The following is a 20,644-nucleotide window of genomic DNA, read 5'->3' as shown; positions in this document are numbered from 1 at the left end:
CCGCGAACGGATCACCGAGCGGGGGCGGGTGCGGCGATGGGCGAGGGCTCGGCCTGGCCGGCGACCTTCGCCGTGCTGCAGCGCATCGGCCGCTCGCTCATGTTGCCCATCGCCGTCCTGCCCGCCGCCGGCCTGCTCTTCCGCTTCGGCCAGGACGACCTCCTCGGCGCGAACGGCCTGGGCGGCGTGCTGCCCTGGCTGCTCCCCGTGGCGAAGGTGCTGGCGGCCGCCGGCGGCGCCCTCTTCGAGAACCTGCCGCTGCTGTTCGCCGTGGGCGTGGCGATCGGCTTCGCCCGCAAGGCCGACGGCACCACTGCCCTGGCCGCCGTGGTCGGCTACCTGGTCTTCGACCGCGTCACCAAGACATTGTTCTTCGACGCGGGCGAAGGCGCCGTTCACGACAAGGTCCTCCTCGTGCTCCAGGACGGCACCCGTACGGTCAACGTCGGCGCCCAGAACCCGACGGGCGTCATGGGCGGCATCGTCATCGGCATCACGGCCGCCCTGCTGTGGCAGCGCTTCTACCGGGTCAAACTGCCGTCGTGGCTGGCCTTCTTCGGCGGCCGCCGCTCGGTCCCCATCGTCACCGCCGTCGCCGCCCTGCTCCTGGGCGTGCTCTTCGGCCTGCTGTGGCGCCCGGTCGGCGACTGGCTCACCGCGGCGGGCGACTGGCTCTCGGCTCACGGCGCCGTCGGCACCGGCATCTACGGCGTCGCCAACCGACTGCTCATCCCCGTGGGCCTGCACCACTTCCTCAACACCATCGTCTGGTTCACGCTCCCGGAGTGCCACGCGGGCGTCAACGGCGCGATCCGCAATGCGGCCGGGGACCTGAACTGCTATTTCGCCGGTGAACAAGGCGCGGGCATTTTCATGACCGGTTTCTTCCCTGTCATGATGTTCGGCCTGCTGGGTGCGGCCATCGCGATATGGGGAGCCGCCCCGCCCGACCGCCGCCGCCCGGTCGGGGGCATCATGCTCTCAGCCGGTCTGACGGCGTTCATCACCGGGATCACCGAGCCGCTGGAATTCGCCTTCATCTTCGTGGCGCCGGTGCTCTTCGTCGTGCACGCCGTGCTGACGGGACTGTCGATGGCGCTGATGGCCGAGCTCGGCGCCCGCCTGGGTTTCACCTTCTCGGGCGGGGCCATCGATCTGCTGCTGAACGCCAGCAAGTCGAACACGCACGGCCTGGGCCTGATCATCGCGTTCGGGATCGCTTATTTCTTCATCTATTACGTCATCTTTTCGGTGCTCATCCGCACGCTGAACCTGCCCACGCCAGGCCGTGAGGTTACGGGCGACACATAGCGCCCGTCAGCCCCCGACCAGAACGACGACGACGGGACCCAACTCGCCTATCACTTTCCTCGCCGAAAGCCACAAAAAGGCACGGAAACCATGGAAGCTGGCGGCTCCCGTATATCGGAGCCGAGCCGAAAACTCTTTATAGCGATTCATTCTCCGCCCCCCGGAATTGTGGAGGACACGTGTCGGCAGCACCGAACAACCCGCAGGTCGACGGAGCCCTGGCCCTGGACGGCCAGCCCTTGATATGGGGACCGCCCGGCGCCGCGCCGGACGAGCGCAAGCTGCGCCACTTCGGGCAGGCCCTGGCCGAGGTGCTCGCGGGCCGGCGTGCCCCGGAGACTCTGGCCGACCGGCTCACGTCCCGGGCCTACCGCGAGCTGCTCAAGGCGGGACGAATGATCCAGACGAGCCGCACACCGTTCGCCGGGAGCATGCACGTGAAGGAACCCCGCGACGGAGCCGTCGAGATGTGCGTGCTCGTCCACTGCGGCGAGCGTAACCACGTCCTCGCCGTACGGCTGGAACGCCGCGGCGTCCACTGGTTGTGCACCGATTTCGAGACCGCGTAGCACAACGAAGACCCCCGCCTTCTTGGCTGGTGAAGGCGGGGGTCCTGGCGATCGGCGGGTCAGGCCGCGTGCTTGGGGTCTCCGTGGCAGCGCTTGTACTTCTTGCCGGACCCGCACGGGCACGGCGCGTTGCGCTCCACGTTGCCGTACGCGGCCCGCTCCGCCGAAGTGGTCCGCACCTTGGTGTGCTCGACCCCGCCCTGCTCACCGGGCGCGGTGTATTCGAGCTCGGCCGGCCGCTCAGGCCCGCGCAGCCCGCGGGCGATGATCGACCGGGTCTCCGCGATGACCGCGTCCTCTTCCTCCACGATCGGGTTTTCCTGCACCTCGACCTCGAGGTTGAACAGGAAGCCCACGGAGTCCTCCTTGATGCCCTCGAGCATCGCGGTGAACATCTCGTAGCCCTCACGCGCGTATTCGATCTTGGGGTCCTTCTGCGCGTAGGCCCGCATGCCGATGCCCTCGCGCAGGTAGTCCATCTCGTAGAGGTGCTCGCGCCACTTGCGGTCGAGCACGGACAGGATGACCCGGCGCTCGATGTCGCGCATGGTCTCCGGGCCGAACTCCTCCTCGCGCCGGTCGTAAGCCTCCAGCGCGTCCTTCTTGATCTTCTCGCTGATGAGCTCGGCGGTGAGCTCCTCGCGGCCGCCGGCCTCCTCGACGATGTCGTCGATCCTGACCGAGACCGGGTAGAGCTCCCCGAACGCCTTCCACAGCTTGTCGAGGTCCCACTCCTCGGCGAAGCCCTCGGCCGTGGCGCCCTGGACGTAGCCGTCGATCACTTCGCCGATGAAGCCGCGCACCTGCTCGTGCAGGTCGGCGCCCTCCAGCACGCGGTGGCGCTCGGCGTAGATGACCTTGCGCTGGCGGTCCATCACCTCGTCGTACTTCAGAACTTCCTTGCGGATCTCGAAGTTCTGCTGCTCGACCTGGTGCTGGGCGGAGGCGATGGCCTTGGAGACGATGCCGGACTCGATCGGCTGGTCGTCGGGGATCTGCAGCCGGTTCATGATGATCTCGACCTTGGCCGAGTTGAACAGGCGCATGAGGTCGTCACCGAGCGACAGGTAGAAGCGCGACTCGCCGGGGTCGCCCTGACGGCCGGAGCGGCCGCGCAGCTGGTTGTCGATGCGGCGCGACTCGTGACGCTCGGTGCCGAGGACGTAGAGGCCGCCCAGCTGGGTGACCTCGTCGTGCTCGGCCTTGACCGCGGCCCTGGCCTTCTCCAGGGCCTCCGGGTAGGCCTTCTCGTATTCCTCCGGCGTCTCGACCGGGTCGAGCCCGCGCTGGCGCAGCTCGAGGTCGGCGCGGAACTCGGAGTTGCCGCCGAGCATGATGTCGGTGCCTCGACCGGCCATGTTGGTGGCGACGGTGACGGCGCCCTTGCGGCCCGCCTCGGCGATGATCGTCGCCTCACGCGCGTGGTTCTTGGCGTTGAGCACCTCGTGCGGCACGCCGCGGCGCTTGAGCGCCTTGGACAGCCGCTCGGACTTCTCCACCGAGGTCGTGCCCACGAGCACCGGCTGGCCGCGCTCGTAGCGCTCCTTGATGTCGTCGACCACCGCGTTGAACTTGGCGTCCTCGGTCTTGTAGACCACGTCCGGCTGGTCCTTGCGGATCATCGGCCGGTTGGTGGGGATGGGGACGACGCCCAGCTTGTAGGTCTGGTGGAACTCGTTGGCCTCGGTGGCGGCCGTGCCGGTCATGCCGGCCAGCTTCTCGTAGAGGCGGAAGTAGTTCTGCAGGGTGACCGTGGCGAGCGTCTGGTTCTCGTCCTTGACCTTCACGGCCTCTTTGGCCTCGATGGCCTGGTGCATGCCCTCGTTGTAGCGGCGGCCGTGCAGGATGCGGCCGGTGAACTCGTCGACGATCAGGACCTCGCCGTCGGCGACGATGTAGTCCTTGTCCTTCTTGAACAGCTCCTTGGCCTTGAGCGCGTTGTTCAGGAAGCCGACGAGGTGGGTGTGCTCGGGCTTGTAGAGGTTGTCGATGCCGAGCCAGTCCTCGACCTTCGCGACGCCGGACTCCAGGATGCCGACCGTGCGCTTCTTCTCGTCGACGATGTAGTCGCCGGTGCTCTCCTCGCCCGGGTTCTTCGCCTCTTTGCCCCTCACCAGACGGGGGACGATCTTGGCGAACTCCTGGTACCACTTGCCGGACTGCTCGCCAGGCCCGGAGATGATCAGCGGCGTCCTGGCCTCGTCGATCAGGATCGAGTCCACCTCGTCGACGATCGCGAAGTAGTGGCCGCGCTGCGCACACTCGTCGAGCGACCAGGCCATGTTGTCGCGCAGGTAGTCGAAGCCGAACTCGTTGTTCGTGCCGTACGTGATGTCGGCCTGGTATTGCTTGCGGCGCTCGTCGGCCTGCTGGCCCGAGACGATGCAGCCGACCTCGAGACCGAGGAAGCGGTGGATGCGGCCCATGGTATCGGCGTCACGCTTGGCCAGGTAGTCGTTGACCGTGATGACGTGGACGCCCTTGCCGGTGAGCGCGTTGAGATAGGAGGGCAACGTGCAGGTGAGGGTCTTGCCCTCACCGGTCTTCATCTCGGAGATGTTGCCCAAGTGGAGGTTGGCGCCGCCCATGATCTGCACGTCGTAGGGGCGCTGGCCGAGCACGCGACGGGCCGCTTCACGCACGGTCGCGAACGCCTCAGGAAGGAGGTCGTCGAGCGTTTCGCCGTCCGCGTAGCGTCGCTTGAATTCGTCCGTCAGCTCGCGCAACTCCGCGTCGGACAGGCTCGTGAAGTCGTCCTCGATGGAGTTGACCTGGTCTGCGATCCGCTTGAGCTTGCGCAGGATCTTGCCTTCGCCGGCACGTAGGATCTTGTCGAGAATGGCTGCCACTTTATGTAAAGCTCCTCGCAGGTCTACCCCGGCGGCGTCGCCAGGAGGAGAGGCCGAGACAAACTTCCCCGTTGCCATCGTAGGCGGTTCGGCAACCAGACACAGCCACCGTGCCGACGAGGGCGCGGTACACGTCTGGGAGAATAGGGGCAAGGCAGAGGGTATGCCGGTTGAGCGCCGGTCCGCATCAATAGCGGCATAACCGGCAAAGGGAAGGATTTGTCATGGTTGAGGGGAAGAAGTCGGAGCACACGGAGAATCTCGGCAGCCACGGCGGGCGGGCGTCTTCGTGGCTGGCGGTGACGATCATGATCGTCGGATTCACCGTCGCCGGCTTCGGGCTGACCGCCACCAGCTGGACGCTCATCTGGGTCGGCGTCGGAGTCTTCGTCGTGGGCGGCATCCTCGCTCTCGTCTTCGACATCTTCACTGACGTCGTGATCGACGCGCCGAGGGTGGGCATGCGCGCCGAAGACCACCGCTGAACCGAGCTTCACAGGCGGGCACCGATCTCATCGGCTGCCCGCCTTTGCGTTCCCCACCCCCGACCCGCATCCTCCGCCATCACCACCCGTTGCACGCCGCCCCACGACCTAACGCCGCGCCACCGGCCGCCCCAGAGCCGCCGCCGCAGGGCCGCCGCCCCGCCCCAGACCGGCCCGTCACCACCGTGGGACGCCTGAGCCGGCTGCGACCCTCCCTCGGACGGGCCGACCAGGGCGGCGCTCCCGGCGGCGTTTTGTCGGTGTGCGGCGCTACATTGCACGCATGCATCGCCCTGGACGGACGCAGACATGACCACTCCGACCGACCTGACGACCGACGAGGCACGCCGGATCATCCTGCGCTCACAAGGTCTCCTCGGCGCCGACGCGCGCAAGGGCGGGGTGCACAGCATGCTGCGCAGGCTGGGCGCCGTGCAGCTCGACACGATCTCGGTCCTTGCCCGCTCCCACGAGCTGGTCGCCTACGCCCGCCTCGGCGCCGTCGGCAGGTCCAAGGTCGAGCGGGCCTACTGGCACAACCCCGCCCAAAGCTTCGAATACTGGTGCCACGCCGCCTGCATCCTGCCCATCGAGCACTGGCCGCTCTACGCGTTCCGGCGCCGCGCCTATCGCGAGCGGAAGTTCCGCTGGCACGAGGTCCCCGACAACGTGGAGAAGCTCCTGGATCAGGTGCGCGAGTCGGGCCCGCTGATGACCTCCGACGTGGGCGGCGCCAAGAACGGCGGCCCGTGGTGGGACTGGTCGGACTCCAAGATCGGCCTGGAGTGGCTGCTGGACATCGGCGAGCTGGTCTGCAGCCGCCGCGTCGGCTGGCGCCGCGTCTACGACCTGGCCGATCGCGTCGTCCCGGCCGGCCTCCTGGCCGAGGACCTGACGGACGAGGAGTGCATCGTCCGCCTGGCCGCGATCGCCGGCCGCTCGCTGGGCGTGGCCAACAGGACCGACCTGATCGACTTCCTGCGGCTCAAGGGCCGCTTCGCGGCGATACTCGACGAGGCGCTGCTCAGCGGCGCGGCCGGCCTGACGCCGGTGACCGTCGCGGGCTGGCCTGGCAAGAAGGGCCAGGCCAACGCGTGGGCGGATCCCGCGGCCCTGGAGTCCGAGCCGCGCGGCCGGCACCGCACGACACTGGTGTCGCCGTTCGACTCGCTCATCTGGCACCGCGGCCGCACCGAGCGGGTCTTCGGCTTCACGTACACGCTGGAGCTCTACGTTCCCAAGCACAAGCGCGTCCACGGCTACTTCACGATGCCGGTGCTGGCCGGCGGCCGCCTGATCGGCCGCGTCGACCCGGCCCGCGAGGGCGCCACCCTGGTGGCCCGGCAGGTCAGCCTGGAGCCCGGCCTGTCCCCCGCCAAGTGGGCCGACGCGTTAGCGGACGCCCTGTGGTCGGCGGCCGAGTGGGTGGGCTGCGACGCCGTACGTGTCGAACGCGCCGACCCGCCGGAGCTCGTGCCGATCCTGAACGCGGCCGGCACAGTGAAGTGACCCACGATCGGAGATCGTCGACTGAGTGTGGGCGGCGGGGAGCGCGCCGCCCAACGGCACAGGGCTGCTGAGACGGGCACAGTGCTGCCGAGACGCGGGAGCCGCTCGGCACCGACGTGGTCCGCGGGACTGGGATCGGCTGCGCTCGTAGCCTGCCGAAGACCAGCCCCGCCTAGGTGATCTCCAGCATCCGCTCCCGCACTGCGTACACCACAGCCTCCATCCGCGAGTGCAGCTGCAGCTTGTCGAGAATGTTGCGCACGTGGTTCTTCACGGTGTTCTCGGAGATGAAAAGCTGCTTGGCGATCTCGCGGTTGTTCATGCCCTTGGCCACCAGCCGCAGGACCTCCATCTCGCGGTCCGTCAGCCGGGGCACGGGCAACTGGGGCGGGCGCTCGGACTCCTTGCGGCTCATGTTCTGGAACTCGCTGATGAGCTTGGCCGCCATCGCCGGGTTGATTAACGACTGGCCCTCGTGCACGCCGCGCACGGCGGCGGGGACGTCATTGATCTGGACGTCCTTGAGCAGGTAGCCGGTGGCTCCCGCCTTGATGGCCTCGAAGAGGTCTTCTTCCTCGTCGCTCACCGTCAGCATGATGATGCGGGTGCTCGGGACGGAGGCCTTGATGCCCTTCGCCGCCTCGATCCCGTCCTGCCGTGGCATGCGCACGTCCATCAGCGCGACGTCAGGCATGAGGCGATCGGCGAGTTCGACCGCCTCCTGCCCGTCGCTCGCCTCACCGACCACCTCGATGTCGGGCTCAGCAGCGAGCGCCAGCGCCAGGCTTCGCCTGATCAGCTCGTGATCGTCAACGATCAGCACGCGGATCGGCTCGCTCGCTGACGTGCGAGCCTCGCCTGATTCGGTCACGGAGCCTCCTTCGTCGGCCCCGTGACCAAGGCGCTGCGTCTGATGGCTCGCTCGCTTCGCTCACTCACGAGGCCTCCTTGATCCGCCTCGCGCCTGCACTTCGCTCGCTCATCCGAACCTGACTGAGCTCGCTCACGTGTCCTCCTCGTCGGGGGGCCAGAGCCGTTGAACCGCCATAATGGCATGTAACCAGCGGTTCTCGGGTGGTCGAGAAGATCTTTTAGCGCGCGATCAGGGCTCTACGAGCCGCAACACGCCGTAGTTGTACCCGCGTCTGTTGTAGACGACGCTCGGCTGGCCGGTCTCCTTGTCGCGGAACAGGTAGAAGTCGTGCCCGACCAGCTCCATCTCGAGCAGAGCCTGGTCGATGGTCATGGGGTCCGCCTTGTGGAACTTCTCCCGCACGACGAGTGGCCCCTCGCCGTCCATCTCGATCGGGACGATGTCGTCGTAGAGCTTGTCGCTGCGCTCCTGCAGCTCGTCCTCGCTGGGCTCGGCCGGCTCGGGGACGGTGCGCGGCGCCAGACCGGCGGCCTCGGGGAGCGTCGCGGTGATCTCCGCCACAGAGGGCGGGCAGTGGCTTCCGTGATGGACCTTGCGCCGGTCGGCCAGCCGCCTGAGGCGGCCTTCCAGCTTGTCGAGGGCGATGTCGAGGGCTGCGAATCGGTCATCGGCCGAGGCCTCGGCGCGAATGGCCGGTCCTCGGGAGTGAATGGTGAGCTCGACGCGCTCGCGCTGACTGGCAAGGCGCGGATTGCGTTCTTTCGACACCTCCACGTCGACTCGGATGAGTTTGTTGTCCAGACGTTCGATCCTGGCCAGCTTGGTCGTCACGTGGTCGCGGAACCGGTCACTCACTCCGGTGTGCCGACCCTTGACGATGATGTCCATGCAACAGCCCCCCTTTCGGTCTAACGACTGAGCAAGAGCGCCCGACGACGTGCTTGCCGGGCGGGGTCTTCTGTCTGCCTTTCTCTCACCGTTACCCTCTTCCGACACACGGTCACCGGGAACTCGGGCGGCACCCGTCCGGCCGACCTGGTCTTCGACCCCACATCCGCCTGCTGAGGATTTCGCAGCTCTGTTGCCACTACTGCCCTTCTCTTCTGGCGAGAGGCATCTGACCTCTCGGGAAGGCAGGACTTATCCCTAAGCCGCACCGTGATCGGTCGACAAAGAGTCGCCTTACGTGGACCGTTTTGCCTGCGGCTGGCATCGGCTAGCAGAGCCGGGAGCCCCGACCCTGCGCAACCACGGACCCGAACGGGTGCCATGTCAGAACGCTATCCGCATCCAGGGCGAATGTCAGCCGGAGGATCGGCCAAAGGATCACTTTCCGTGATTTTCTCGGGGTTCGCGAGTCCTGCTTGATACCCCATTTAACCGATCGGCAACCCTTGGCAGTGCGGGCTTCCCCTCCGTTGAGCTGCCCCACCGTGCGCCCGGAGGAAGGGACATGTGACCTCCTGGTGAGAGTCTTGGGTTGGATCTATCTTTACCGAACGTCACCGTAATGCTTTTCAAGATCTTCGGCGTGTCGCGGCGACGGTCACGGCCAAGGGCACGCTCACACCGGCCGCCCGCAGGGCTCTGGCGGCCTCCACGAGGGTGGCGCCGGTCGTGACGATGTCATCCACGAGCAGCGCACAGGCCGCTGGAGGCCCTTTCGCGGCTCGCCCGACCCTAAGTGACCACGCGAGGTTGGCGGCCCTCTCAGCGGAGCTCAGGCCCGCTTGGTCCGCCACCTGCCGCGCCTGGCTCAGCGCCGCCCACGGCTGCGCCGGCAGCCCTGCCGCTCGCAGCCTCCCCGCCGCCAGCCCCGCCAGCCGGCCCACCGGGTCGTGCCCCCTGGCGCTCACGCTCGCCCGCCCGCTCGGCACCGGCACGACGGCGAACCCCCGTGCCGCCCACAGCGCCCCGGTGCGGCCGATCGCCGTGAGCGCGGTGAACGCCAGAGCCTCCGCCAGCACGCCCGCCAGCGCCACCGCGCCTCGCTCCTTGTAGGCCACGATCGCCTTGCGCACCGGCCCCTCGTACGGGCTCGCCGACCAGCAGTCCGGCGTGCCGGGCAGCCGCGGCCTCGGCAAGCGCCTGTCCGGGCGGGCGGTCAGCTCGGCCAGGCAACGGCCGCAACAACGCGCCCCCTTGGCGCCACAGCCCGCACAGGCCTGCGGGAGGAGCAGATCGAGTACGACGCTCAGCACGCGGCCCAGCATGCCGCCCCCCACCGACAGTTTCCCGCCCATCACGGGGCCGCCGGCTCCGGACGGCCCGTTCTCACCCGGCACGCCGTCATGGGGGCCGGCGTGGCCTCAGCCCAAGGGGAACAGCGGGATCTCGACGTCTGAGTCGATCTTGGGGGTCCAGCTCTGGTCTTGGTTGAGCTCCAGGATCTTGGACCCGGCCTTCTCCGCGTCGGCCGCCGCCAGAACCCGCTCGTTCAGCGCCGCCAGCGCCTCGAGCCGATCCTTCAGCGGGATCTCGACGACCTCCCCGTCCCCGACGTCGATCTCGTTCAGAATCTGCTGGGCCTTGCTCTGAACCAGCACGAGCAGATGCTCGTCATCCCGCCACGCGATGTCCAGGATCTCGTCCCCCGCCTCAGTCCCCATCAGCGGCCGGACGTTGCCCAGCGCGAGCCCGCCCGTGACCGTCAGCGCGCCGATCTGGACGGTCTGGGCGAGGTTCTTGCCGGTCGTCACCGCCACCCGCACTCCGTCCCTGGCGATGCGCAGGCGGGTGACGTCCAGCTTCTCCAGCCCAGGCGCGGACACCACTTCGGGCCCGCGCTTGCCGGCATGGTCGTACCGCAGCACGACCCTGTTCTTCTGGTCGAACGTCCACAACGACCCGTCACGGTGCCACGACGGCGGGGTCAGGTCAGTGCCCTGGATGACCTCTTGCCACTGCCCTTCCTGCGTCAGAGGGGCCACGGAGATGCCGGTGGAGGTCATGGCCGCGACGAAGCCGCCCTGCTTGGAGATGGCGAAGTGGGAGTAGCCCTGGCGCTGCTGGCCGGCCGGTCCCGCCACTGCGCTGCCCGGGCCCTCCTTCGACATGGAGTGGACCGCGCCCTTGCTGACGTAGTAGGCGTTGTTGCCGCCGTTGTCCAGCCAGCGCAGGTCGTCCGTGTTGGGTTCGTAGCTCGTGTACGGCTCCCCGTCCAGCAGCACCGAGATGCCGCGGCCCTTGGCGACGTCGTTGTTGTTGAGGCTGTACCTGATCTGCGCCATGAGAGCGTCCTCGCCGCTCAGGTCGAGGAGATCGAGAGGACCCGACAAGTTGACCACCACGCGCTCGTCCTCGGCCGAGGTGACCGACTGGACCTTGGTGCCGGCCGGGAAGGCCGTGGTCGCCGCGCCCCGCAGGACCCCGCTCGGGTCCTTCAGCAGGCGCTCGAGTATGACCTTCGCGTACGTCTCCTCAGGCTTCAGCCGCAGGCGCACGTTGTCCACGACGATCCTGTCCTGCGTGCTGCCGTTGAGGTAGTAGAGCTTCGTCGGCCGGTACGCACGATCCACGTCCGACCGGGTGAGGATGAGCCCGTCGGGCAACTTGTTGACCCGGTAACCACCCTCCCGGGCCTTGACCAGGTCAAAGGGCCTCGCCCAGTTCCCGGCCTGCGGCACGTAGGTGTCGTCCTCCTCGATGCTCGCCACCTGCCTGCCCTTGAGCGTGACCCGCTGCACCGGCTCGTCGCCGCCCGGCTCGGGCGGGTCGAACTGCATCAGGTCGTCGAGCACCGTCACGGCCCCCGAGGGGGTCCAGCTCTTCAGGGCGTCGGCCGTCAGGTATTGAGGCAGGACCGTCGGGTCATCGGCGAAGGCCGCCATGGCGGCCTGCAGGCCCCTGAGCGTCTGCTCTGGGCTCCAGTCCGGCTGCGGCGGGGTGGCGATCAGGCGCTGGAACGGCTTGCTCAGCGGGTCGCCGCCGCTGGCCTCGTTCATGGTGTACGGGCCGCTCACCTGGATCACGGTGCACCCCGTGCCCGCGCACGCCACGGCGACCGCCAGCGCGACGGCCGTCCCGAGCTGCCTAATCGTCCTCATGGACGTCCCCCGTGGCAGGAAGCAGCACGGGCGTCATGGCCCCACGCCATGTGCGCCGCATCTCGATCTCCGGCGGGACCAGCGACAAGGGCGAGCCCTTGAGCACGGCCCCGGCCATCCTGGGCAGTGTCAGCCTGAACTGGGAGCCCTCGCCCGGCTGCCCCCAGGCCTGCAGCCAGCCGCCGTGCAGTGTCGCGTCCTCGCGGGAGATCGCCAGCCCGAGTCCAGTGCCGCCGATGGTCCGCGCGCGCGACGGATCGGCCCGCCAGAACCGGTCGAAGACCATGGTGTCCTCACCCGGCTTCAGCCCGATCCCGTGGTCGCGCACGGCGACGGCCACGGCGTCCCGGTCGGCGCCCACGGTGACCACGATCTCCCGGCCCTCACCGTGCTCGATGGCGTTGAACAGCAGGTTGCGCAGGATCCGCTCGACCCTGCGGTTGTCGATCTCCGCCATGCAGGGCTCGGCGGGCAGCCGCAGGTCGAAGCGGGTGCCGTGCCGCTCGGCCAGCGCCTCGGAGTCCTCGATCGCACGCAGCACCACCTGGCGTACGTCCACCGAGTCGAGGTCCAGCGTGGCGGCGCCGGCGTCGTAGCGGCTGATCTCCAGCAGATCGGCCAGCATCGACTCGAACCGCTCCAGTTGCGCCTGCATGAGCTCCGCCGAGCGGGCGGCCATGGGGTCGAAGTCCTCGCGCGCGTCGTAGAGAAGATCGGCGGCCATGCGCACGGTCGTCAGCGGGGTGCGCAGCTCGTGCGAGACGTCCGAGACGAACTGCCGCTGGACCTGCGACAGCTCCTCCAGCTGGTGAATCTTGAGCGCCAGGTTCGCGGCCATCTCGTTGAACGAGTTCGCCAGCCGGGCGAGGTCGTCCTCGCCGCGCACCTTCAGCCGCTCGTCGAGCTTGCCGGAGGCCAAGCGCTCGGCGGCCTGGCGGGCGAGCCGCACCGGGGTGACGACCTGGCGGGCGACCAGGTAGGCGATGGCGGCCAGCAGCAGGACGAGTCCGAGGCCCACCACGACGATGGCCAGCCGGACGTTGGACAGCAGTTCCTCTTCCTCGTCGAGCGGGAAGAAGTGGTAGACCTCGTAGTTCTCGCCGGTGAGCTGCTGGTGGACGATGCCGCCGACCACGTACGTCAGCCTGGGCTGGCTCTGGCCGTTGAACAGGATCCGCTCGATGGAGACGACGGTCTTGCCGTACTCCATCTTCTCCATGTTGCGCCGCACGCCGGCGCTGACGCTGTGCGGCACGTTGGCGGGCACGACGGTGCCCGAGGCCCGGGACTTGCCGGGGCCGGCCTCGTTGAGTATGAGGACGTCGTAGCGCTTCTTGGAGCCGTCGTCGCCGGAGCCGGTGACGGTGTCCATGACGTCGTCGAGCGGGTTGGTCGACACCTTGCCGCCGTCGTCGGCCTTGGCCTGGTCATCAGTCGGAGGGGTCAGCGCGTCGGAGATCTGCAGGCGGTCGGCGAAGGCCGCGCTGCGGGAGGACTGCGCCCTGCTGTCGATGACCGACTTGTTGATCTGCGTGGACAGGAACGCCCCCAGCACGACCACCACGATCACAGAGATCACCAGCGTGCTGGTGACCACCTGGAGCTGGAGCGAGCGACGCCAGATGCGGCGTGCCCGGCCGGCCGCACGACGCACCCGCCGGCGGACTCCGCCGAGAATCTGGCGGAGTGTCCGTCGGCGGGACCTCTTACTCTTCGTCGGGGGCATGGCAGGGGGCGGCGACGGTCAGGCGGGGCCGGCTTTGTAGCCCACGCCGCGGACCGTGACGACGATCTCGGGGTGCTCGGGATCCTTCTCGATCTTGGCCCTGAGCCGCTGGACGTGCACGTTGACCAGCCGCGTGTCGGCCGCGTGCCGGTATCCCCAGACCTGCTCGAGCAGGACCTCGCGGGTGAACACCTGGCGCGGCTTGCGCGCCAGCGCGACGAGCAGGTCGAACTCGAGCGGCGTGAGGTTGATGGTCTCCTCGCCCCGCTTGACCGAGTGACCGGCCACGTCGATGGTGATGTCGCCGATCTGGAGGATCTCAGGGGTCGGCTCGTCGGTGCGGCGCAGCCGCGCCCGCACCCGTGCGACCAGCTCCTTCGGCTTGAACGGCTTGACGATGTAGTCGTCGGCGCCGGACTCCAGCCCGAGCACGACGTCAATCGTGTCGCTCTTCGCCGTGAGCATGACGATCGGAACCCCCGACTCAGCCCTGATCCTTCGTGCGACGTCGATGCCGTCCGCTCCGGGCAGCATCAGGTCGAGCAGCACCAGGTCCGGGCGTGTATCCCGGAACGCGTCGAGGGCCTTGTCGCCATCTGAGACAAAGGATGGTTCGAAGCCCTCGCCCCGCAGCACGATTCCCAGCATCTCGGCGAGAGCGGCGTCGTCGTCGACGACCAGCACGCGACCTTTCATGGCCCCTCATTCGTTCTACGCATTGTGGGACATACCCGCACGATCGCTGAAGGTTACCCTTGGTCGCCCTATGAGTGTGACCTGAGACCCACAAAAGGCGAATTTTAGGCCCACTCCCGCGACCGCAATCTCAAGTCTGCGGTAACAGAGCAACTTTCGGCCATCCCTGGACGTGAACCTTGACCCGAATCGCCCGGGAATGCGGGCAAGATGAGACGGGGAATCGCTTCCGTGACACCAATGCCCCGTGCAGCGTGCCAGGATTGGGATATGTCAGACGGTCACGGTCCCACGCCCGAGACGCCATCAGGCTGGTCGGCCGAACAGCCCCCGCCCTACAGCGCCCCGCCGGCCTCCCCGTGGACCGCCCCGGGAGCACAACAACAGCAGACCCCCTACGGGCAGCCGTACGGAGATCAACCCGCTTACGCACCCGGGTCCCAAACACCATATCCGTCCCAGCCGCAACCCGGTTACGGCTACATGCCGCCGGCGCCGGCGCTGCGGCCGGGCATCATCCCGCTGCGCCCGCTCGGACTGGGCGACATCCTCGACGGCACGATCAAGCTCATCCGGTCCAACCCGAAGGCGGTTCTGGGCCTGTCGGCCGTCGCCGCCCTCCTGGTCGCCGTGCCCCTGGCCATCGGCCAGGCGTTCGTGTTCAGCGCCATGGGCAGCGCGCTGCGCGACCCCTCCGTCCCGCCTGACCAGCTCACCAGCGTCTACGGCGTCGTCGCCCAATACGGCGGCTCGCTGGTGTCGTACGCGGTCCAGTTCGTCGTGGTCACCCTGCTCACCGGCGTGCTGACCCGCATACTCGGCCGGGCCGTCTTCGGCGGCAACATCACGGCCGGCGAGGCCTGGCAGCTCGTCAAGGGCCGGATCCCCGCACTGTTCGGCGTGGTGGGGCTGATGGCCGTCATCATGCTGGTGCCCATGGTGGTCTTCGTGCTGCTCATCGTGGTGGTCTCGCTGAACGTCTCCGACAGCGGGGGCGTCGGCCTGGTGCTCGGGCTGACCGTCCTGTTCGTCATCGGCTACATCGCCTACTACCTGTTCTTCCGTACCCGCTTCGCGTTCGCCTCGCCGGCCGTGGTCCTGGAGGGCAAGGGCCCGATCGAGGCCATGCGCCGCTCGTGGCACCTGGTCAGCGGCGACTTCTGGCGGGTGCTCGGCATCATGCTGCTCACCTCCCTTCTCGTGGGCATCGTGGCGGCCATCGTGTCGGTGCCCTTCACGATCGCGGGCATGGTGTTCGGCATGCTCGGAGCCGGCACGGCGGTCAACGCCGTCGTGTCCGCCGTACTGATCGCACTCGGCGCCACGCTCGGCGCGATGTTCACCTATCCCTTCGAGGCGGGCGTGGCCGGCCTCCTCTACGCCGACCGGCGCATGCGCAGTGAGGCGTTCGACCTCGTGCTGCAGACGGCGGCCATCGAGCAGCAGCGCCAGGGTTGGGTGCACGCCTCGGCCGACGAACTCTGGCACCCGTCCAACTCCGCCGGATCGTGAGCCCGATCGACAGGGAGGAGGCCGCGCGCCGGGCCGCGGAGGAGCTCCTCAAGCCTGACTACGAGAAGGAGTCGCTGCTCGACCTGCTCTACCGGCGCTTCAACCAGTTCGTGGGCGACCTGGTCGACGCGGCGACGGGCGGCGGGCAGACGGGCGGCATCATCGCGGCCATGATGATCCTCCTCATCATCGTGGGCGTGATCGTGCTCATCTCCTGGCGGCTGCGCAAGACCGCACGCAAGAACGCGGCCGCCGTCGGCGGGATCTTCGGGGAGCGGGCGATGAGCGCGGCCGAGCACCGGCAGGCCGCCGAACGGCTCGCCGTCGAAGGGCGCTGGGGGGAGGCCATCCAGGAACGCCTCCGGACCATCGCCCGTGACCTGGAGGAGCGGGCGCTGGTCGACGGCATGCCGGGACGCACGGCCGACGAGCTGGCCGCGGAGGCGGCGGTGTCGCTGCCGGGCTTCGCGACGCAGCTGGCTGCGGCGGCCCGCTCGTTCGACGACGTCACGTACGGCGGGGTGCCCGGCACGCGCGCGGCCTACGAGGCCATGGCGCGCCTCGACGAGCAACTCCGCCAGGCCCGCCCTGTCCCGCTGGCCTCGACGGCCGCCGTGCGGGTCCCGGCCGGCGTCGGCGCCCCTCTGGGCGCCACCCCCGGCCCCGTCGGCGGTCCCCCACCAAGCGCCCCGGTCGGCGGCCCGCCCGCGGGAACGCCTTACGGGCCGGTTGCCGGCCGGCTCGGCAACCCGATCTCCGGCCCCGTAGCGGGACCGCCGGTCAACCCCACCGCACCACCACCAGCGGCGCCGCCCGGAGGAACACCAGCCGGACCGCTGCCGGGCCGGCCTGGAACACCAGCAGGACCGCTCCCGGGCAGCCGGCCGGGCGGCCACGCCGGTGGGCCGAGCAGCGCGCCGCCGATGAACCCGGCCGCAGGACCGTTCGGAGGCCCGCTCGGCGAGCCGCCGACCGCCCCGCCCACAGGACTCTCTGGCCCGTCCGCTGGACCGGCTGACGTGTCCGCTGGATCAGGCGGCGCGCCCGCAGGATCAGGCGGCACGCCCGCAGGACCAGCCGGCGCGCCATCGGCGAGCCCGGGAGGGGCGGCGCCGGAAGCCTTGGCCGACGTGCTGCCGACGATGCCCATGGCGGCGCCGCACGGAGGGCAGCCGCCTCAGGGTGACGCGGACGAGAGCGGGACGGCGCAGCCACACAGCGCGGCTGACGAGACCGGGACGGGCCAGCCCCACGGCGACGCGGACGAGGCCGGCACGGCGCAGCCACACAGCGCGGCTGACGAGGGCGGGGAAAGGCGTGGATCCGAGCCCGATGGAGGGGTGTCGTGAGCGTGGTCATGCGTCCGACGGCGGCGCCCGGCGGGCAGCGAGCCGACGCCACCCCCGGCGGGTCACAACCCACTTCCCCCACCGCCCGCTCCGCCTGGACCGCCAGCCGGATGATCGTGCTGCTCGGCGCCATCCTCATCCTGGTAGCGGTGGTAGGAGTCCTGATCACCCCGTCCCAAGGCCCGTCCCGACCCCTGGACCCGGCGGACACCTCTCCGGCCGGCTCCAAGGCGCTGGCCGAGCTCCTGCGTTCCCGCGGCGTCCAGGTGGACAGGGTCGACTCCGTCCAGGCGGCGTCCGACATGGCCGCGCGGGGCGGCAATCGCCTGCTCCTCGTCACGGACACGACATACTTCGACGAGGGCTCCTTGTCCCGGATCCCGGGCGACCGCCTGGTCGTCGGCGACGTCTTCGGTCTCGAGACCCTCGCGCCCGGCGTGCGTACCCGCCCGGAGGGGGCCCGCCCCCGCTCTCGCGAGCCCGAGTGCCAATTGCCCGCCGCCAGGCTGGCGGGCAGCGCGTACATGGGCGGCGTGGTGTTCGACGCCCCGACGGGCGGCACCGGCTGCTATCCGGCGTCCGGCGGCGGACACACCCTGGTCAGCTACCCGAACGCGGGCGGCGTCACCACCGTCGTCGGCGACGGCTCGTTCATGACGAACCTGCGCCTGGCCGAAGACGGCAATGCGGCGCTCGCGCTCAACTTGATCGGCACCGGCCGCCCTGTGACCTGGCTGATTCGCCCGCAGCTCCCACCGGTGACGGAACTGCCCGGCGAGCGTGGCCAGTCGATGTACGACCTGATGCCCGACAACATCCGCTGGACCATCTACATGGCGATCATCGCCGTGGCCGTCACCGCGCTCTGGCGGGGAAGGCGCCTGGGCCCTGTGGTGGCCGAGCGGCTGCCGGTCATCGTGCGGGCGGCCGAGACGGTCGAGGGCCGCGGCCGTCTCTATCGGGCCAGACGCGCCAGGCAACGCGCGGCCGACGCGCTGCGCGCGGGCACGATCGACCGCCTGACCCCCAGGCTGGGCCTCGCCTGGGGAGCGGGCCCGCAGGAGGTCGTCGCGGCCCTCGCCGCCCGTACCGGGCAGGATTCCCACCAGGTCGGCGCGGCACTGTACGGACCACCCCCGGCCGACGACGCCGCCCTCGTCGCCCTGGCCGGATATCTGGACTTCATCGAGAGGCAGGTCAGTGAACTCTGAGGAGACTTTCCGCGTGACGACGTCGGCTGATGCGGCCAGGGACGCGCTCGGCGCACTGCGGGCCGAGGTGTCCAAGGCCGTGGTGGGGCAGGACGCGGTGGTGACGGGGCTGGTCATCGCGTTGTTGTGCAGGGGCCACGTGCTGCTCGAAGGCGTGCCTGGCGTGGCCAAGACGCTGATGGTCCGCACGCTGGCGTCCGCTTTGTCGTTGGACTTCAAGCGGGTGCAGTTCACGCCCGACCTGATGCCGGGTGACGTGACGGGGTCGTTGATCTACGACGCGAAGACCGCGGAGTTCGAGTTCCGCGAGGGGCCGGTGTTCACGAACCTGCTGCTGGCCGACGAGATCAACCGTACGCCGCCGAAGACGCAGGCGGCCCTGCTGGAGGCCATGGAGGAGCGGCAGGTCAGCGTGGAGGGCTCGGCCAGGCTGCTGCCCGACCCGTTCGTGGTGTGCGCGACCCAGAACCCGGTCGAGTACGAGGGCACGTACCAGCTTCCCGAGGCTCAGCTCGACCGGTTCCTGCTCAAGCTGACCGTGCCGCTGCCGCCGCGGGAGCAGGAGATCGCGGTGCTGGAGCGGCACGCCAGCGGCTTCGATCCCCGTGACCTGTCGAGCATCAAGGCGGTCGCGTCGGCCGAGGACCTGGCGGCGGGGCGTGAGGCTGCCGCGAAGGTGCACGTGGCGCCCACGGTGCTCGGTTACATCGTGGACGTGGCCCGCGCCACCAGGAACTCCCCGTCGCTGCAGCTGGGCGTCTCCCCTCGTGGGGCGACGGCGCTGCTGGCCGCCGCGCGGGCATGGGCATGGTTGTCCGGCCGCCCGTACGTCACGCCCGACGACGTGAAGGCGCTGGCCAGGCCCGCGCTGCGGCACCGCGTGCAGCTCCGGCCGGAGGCCGAGCTGGAGGGCGCGACCGCGGACGGCCTGCTCGACGGCATCCTGGCCTCGGTCCCGGTTCCGCGCTGATGTCGGCTCCGACGGAAACCGGCATGGCGCCGTGCCCTTGGCCGAACGGGCCCGGCATGGCGATGCGCTCGCGGCCGAACGGACCCGGCATGGCGGTGAGCCGATGGCTCTGACGGGACGTGCCGGGCTGGTCGCGGCGCTCGGGATCGTGGTGGTGCTGTTCGCGCCCCAGCCGGGGGCCGCGCTGGCCGGGGTGTGCCTGCTGCTGGCCGCCGCGATCGTCGTGGACCTGGTGTTCGCGGGCGCCGTGCGGCCGTTGCGGTTCCACCGCTCCGGCGACACGCTCGTACGCCTGGGTCAGCGGGCCACGGTCGAGCTGATCGTGGAGAACCCGGGCAGCCGGCGGGTACGCGGCATGCTGAGGGACGCCTGGCCACCGTCCGCGAACGCCACCCCACGGGTCGCCACGTTGGACGTGCCCAAGGGCGAGCGCCGCAAGATCGTCGTGACGCTCGACCCGACCAGGCGCGGCGACCGGTCGTCGGTGGCGGTCACGGTACGCTCGCTCGGCCCCCTCGGCCTGGCCGCACGCCAGGGCAGCCACCGGTCGCCGTGGACGGTGCGGGTGCTGCCGCCGTTCCTGTCGCGCAAGCACCTGCCTTCGAGGCTGGCAAGGCTGCGTGAGCTGGAGGGCCAGCACCCGGCGCTGGTACGCGGGCAAGGGACCGAGTTCGACTCGCTGCGCGAGTACGTGATCGGCGACGACGTGCGCTCCATCGACTGGCGGGCCACCGCGCGCCGCCACGACGTGGTGGTACGCACCTGGCGCCCGGAGCGCGACCGCCGCGTGCTGATCGTGCTCGACACGGGCCGCACCTCGGCGGGCCGGGTGGGCGACGCGCCGATCCCCATGGCCGGTGCGGCAACGGGCGGCGGCGGGCTGCTGGCCAGGCCGGATCCGCGGCCGGCCGGAGCTCGGCCGGGCTGGCCGCGGCTCGACTGGTCGATGGACGCGGCGCTGCTGCTGGCCGCGCTGGCCGCCCGGGCCGGCGACCGGGTGGACTTCCTGGCCTACGACCGCGCCGTACGCGCGTGGGTCGGCGGGGCGTCCCGGACGGAGCTGCTGTCGTCGCTGGTCAATGTGATGGCGCCGATCGAGGCCGAGCTGATCGAGGCCGACTCGCAGGGCATGGTGGCGGCCATCCTGTCGCGGGCCAGGCGGCGCTGCCTCGTCGTGCTGCTGACGGACCTGAACGCGGCGGCCCTGGACGAAGGGCTCATGCCGGTGCTGCCGCAGTTGTCGTCGCGCCATCTGGTGCTGGTGGCCGGGGTGTCCGATCCGCGCGTGGCGGCGATGGCGGCGCGCCGGGGGTCGGCCGAGGACGTGTACGACGCGGCGGCAGCCGAGCACGCCCAGCTCGAACGCCGGCGCATCACGGCCCGGCTGCGGCGGCACGGGGTGGAGGTCGTGGACGCGCCGCCCGAGGACATCGCGCCCGCTCTCGCGGACGCGTACCTGGCGCTGAAGGCCGCGGGCCGGCTCTAGGCCGTACGCCGGCCCCGCGGCCACGGCGCTTTCCCACCGCACCCGGTGGCC

General features: G+C 69.8%; 16 protein-coding genes. 9 read left to right on the top strand and 7 right to left on the bottom strand.

Annotation, left to right across the window (positions count from 1 at the left end; translation table 11 throughout):
- Positions 1-36 precede the first annotated feature (36 nt).
- Positions 37-1,311, top strand: a complete 1,275-nt coding sequence (locus EDD27_RS51040) for a PTS transporter subunit EIIC (RefSeq protein ID WP_127939908.1) — start codon at positions 37-39, stop codon at positions 1,309-1,311.
- A 179-nt stretch (positions 1,312-1,490) separates the two neighbouring features.
- Positions 1,491-1,880 (top strand): Rv3235 family protein, encoded by a 390-nt coding sequence (locus EDD27_RS51035; RefSeq protein ID WP_127939907.1) that lies wholly within the window; start codon positions 1,491-1,493, stop codon positions 1,878-1,880.
- Between the two features lie 59 nt (positions 1,881-1,939).
- Here EDD27_RS51035 and secA read toward each other — a convergent pair whose 3' ends face one another.
- Positions 1,940-4,729 carry a preprotein translocase subunit SecA gene (gene secA, locus EDD27_RS51030; RefSeq protein ID WP_127939906.1) on the bottom strand — a complete coding sequence of 930 codons (2,790 nt, stop codon included), beginning with the start codon at positions 4,727-4,729 and terminating at the stop codon, positions 1,940-1,942.
- A gap of 224 nt (positions 4,730-4,953) precedes the next feature.
- On the opposite strand from secA, the gene EDD27_RS51025 reads away from it, so the two are divergent.
- Both EDD27_RS51025 and EDD27_RS51020 read left to right on the top strand, forming a co-directional pair.
- The gene (locus EDD27_RS51025; RefSeq protein WP_127939905.1) at positions 4,954-5,214 is read left to right on the top strand and encodes an HGxxPAAW family protein; all 261 of its coding nucleotides are present in this window, start codon (positions 4,954-4,956) and stop codon (positions 5,212-5,214) included.
- A gap of 309 nt (positions 5,215-5,523) precedes the next feature.
- A complete protein-coding gene (locus EDD27_RS51020) occupies positions 5,524-6,723 on the top strand; it encodes a winged helix-turn-helix domain-containing protein (protein ID WP_127939904.1) in 1,200 nt (399 codons plus the stop codon).
- 172 nt (positions 6,724-6,895) lie between these two features.
- On the opposite strand, the gene EDD27_RS51015 is transcribed toward EDD27_RS51020, so the two are convergent.
- From EDD27_RS51015 to mtrA, 6 genes are all read right to left on the bottom strand, one after another.
- Positions 6,896-7,594, bottom strand: a complete 699-nt coding sequence (locus EDD27_RS51015; RefSeq protein ID WP_127939903.1) for a response regulator — start codon at positions 7,592-7,594, stop codon at positions 6,896-6,898.
- Between the two features lie 231 nt (positions 7,595-7,825).
- The gene (hpf, locus tag EDD27_RS51010) at positions 7,826-8,485 is read right to left on the bottom strand and encodes a ribosome hibernation-promoting factor, HPF/YfiA family (protein WP_127939902.1); all 660 of its coding nucleotides are present in this window, start codon (positions 8,483-8,485) and stop codon (positions 7,826-7,828) included.
- A 629-nt stretch (positions 8,486-9,114) separates the two neighbouring features.
- The gene (locus EDD27_RS51005; protein ID WP_241564696.1) at positions 9,115-9,882 is read right to left on the bottom strand and encodes a ComF family protein; all 768 of its coding nucleotides are present in this window, start codon (positions 9,880-9,882) and stop codon (positions 9,115-9,117) included.
- Between the two features lie 24 nt (positions 9,883-9,906).
- Complete coding sequence (locus tag EDD27_RS51000) at positions 9,907-11,643, bottom strand: LpqB family beta-propeller domain-containing protein (protein ID WP_127939901.1); 1,737 nt, start codon at positions 11,641-11,643, stop codon at positions 9,907-9,909.
- On the bottom strand, positions 11,630-13,369 hold the full coding sequence (gene mtrB, locus EDD27_RS50995) for an MtrAB system histidine kinase MtrB (protein WP_127939900.1): 1,740 nt from the start codon (positions 13,367-13,369) through the stop codon (positions 11,630-11,632). The genes EDD27_RS51000 and mtrB overlap by 14 nt, the downstream gene beginning before the upstream one ends.
- An 18-nt stretch (positions 13,370-13,387) precedes the next feature.
- Positions 13,388-14,065 (bottom strand): MtrAB system response regulator MtrA, encoded by a 678-nt coding sequence (gene mtrA / locus EDD27_RS50990; RefSeq protein WP_043620615.1) that lies wholly within the window; start codon positions 14,063-14,065, stop codon positions 13,388-13,390.
- A gap of 270 nt (positions 14,066-14,335) precedes the next feature.
- On the opposite strand from mtrA, the gene EDD27_RS50985 reads away from it, so the two are divergent.
- The 5 genes from EDD27_RS50985 (at position 14,336) to EDD27_RS50965 (ending at position 20,593) form a co-directional block, all read left to right on the top strand.
- Positions 14,336-15,577 carry a glycerophosphoryl diester phosphodiesterase membrane domain-containing protein gene (locus EDD27_RS50985; RefSeq protein ID WP_127939899.1) on the top strand — a complete coding sequence of 414 codons (1,242 nt, stop codon included), beginning with the start codon at positions 14,336-14,338 and terminating at the stop codon, positions 15,575-15,577.
- Positions 15,574-16,926 carry a DUF4129 domain-containing protein gene (locus EDD27_RS57535; protein WP_241564695.1) on the top strand — a complete coding sequence of 451 codons (1,353 nt, stop codon included), beginning with the start codon at positions 15,574-15,576 and terminating at the stop codon, positions 16,924-16,926. Before EDD27_RS50985 ends, EDD27_RS57535 begins: the two co-directional genes overlap by 4 nt.
- A complete protein-coding gene (locus EDD27_RS50975; protein WP_241564694.1) occupies positions 16,923-18,137 on the top strand; it encodes a DUF4350 domain-containing protein in 1,215 nt (404 codons plus the stop codon). Before EDD27_RS57535 ends, EDD27_RS50975 begins: the two co-directional genes overlap by 4 nt.
- A gap of 13 nt (positions 18,138-18,150) precedes the next feature.
- On the top strand, positions 18,151-19,107 hold the full coding sequence (locus EDD27_RS50970; protein ID WP_241564693.1) for an AAA family ATPase: 957 nt from the start codon (positions 18,151-18,153) through the stop codon (positions 19,105-19,107).
- A gap of 103 nt (positions 19,108-19,210) precedes the next feature.
- Positions 19,211-20,593 carry a DUF58 domain-containing protein gene (locus EDD27_RS50965; protein WP_127939897.1) on the top strand — a complete coding sequence of 461 codons (1,383 nt, stop codon included), beginning with the start codon at positions 19,211-19,213 and terminating at the stop codon, positions 20,591-20,593.
- Positions 20,594-20,644: the final 51 nt, after the last annotated feature.

This window comes from Nonomuraea polychroma, from assembly GCF_004011505.1.
Classification (GTDB): Bacteria; Actinomycetota; Actinomycetes; order Streptosporangiales; family Streptosporangiaceae; genus Nonomuraea; species Nonomuraea polychroma.
Note: the sequence above shows the minus strand (reverse complement) of the source record. Positions and strands in the feature narration are given on the sequence as shown.